Source organism: Actinomadura sp. BRA 177 (genome assembly GCF_013372625.1).
Classification (GTDB): domain Bacteria; phylum Actinomycetota; class Actinomycetes; order Streptosporangiales; family Streptosporangiaceae; genus Spirillospora.
This window is the reverse complement of record NZ_JABXFD010000119.1, coordinates 1-482: the sequence shown is the minus strand read 5'-3', so window position 1 is coordinate 482 and position 482 is coordinate 1. Positions and strand designations below refer to the sequence as shown.

Annotated in this window: 1 protein-coding gene; it reads left to right on the top strand. The window is 71.8% G+C overall.

What is annotated here, in order from left to right; translation table 11 throughout:
- Positions 1-250: 250 nt before the first annotated feature.
- A partial coding sequence (locus HUX53_RS03360; RefSeq protein ID WP_176401702.1) for a hypothetical protein occupies positions 251-482 on the top strand: 232 nt, incomplete at its 3' end.

Sequence of the window (482 nt, the reverse complement as noted above, 5' to 3'; positions counted from 1 at the left end):
AAGCATGGCTTGCGTCTGTCCTCGTCTGCGGGTGCGGCAGAGGTGGATAAGAGACAGTCCCCGGCCCGGCGCCGGGGCGTCGCCACTGCTGGGCGGCGGGACGGACTCGCCCGTCCGGGGCGGTCTCCCGCGCGGTCTCCTGCGCGGCGGGGGACGACCCTGATACGGTCCCGCGCGGTCTACCTATGATCGCCGGGGGGACGCGTCCGGGGGATTTCGGCGCCCGCCCCGCGAGGCGATGAGAGAGGCAATGGCAGATATCACCGAGTCGCCCGAATGGTCCGCGCTGGCCGAGCACCACGCCGCGCTCGCCGGCCGGCCCCTGAGCGCGCTGTCCGCGGACGATCCGGAGCGCGCCGGGCGCATGCCCGCGACCGCGGGGGCCCCCCACCCGTCCTACTCCCAGCACTGTCTCCTATACACCACCGACGCCGCCGACGAAGCAGATAGGCTACAACACACCCACAACACCCACAACAAAA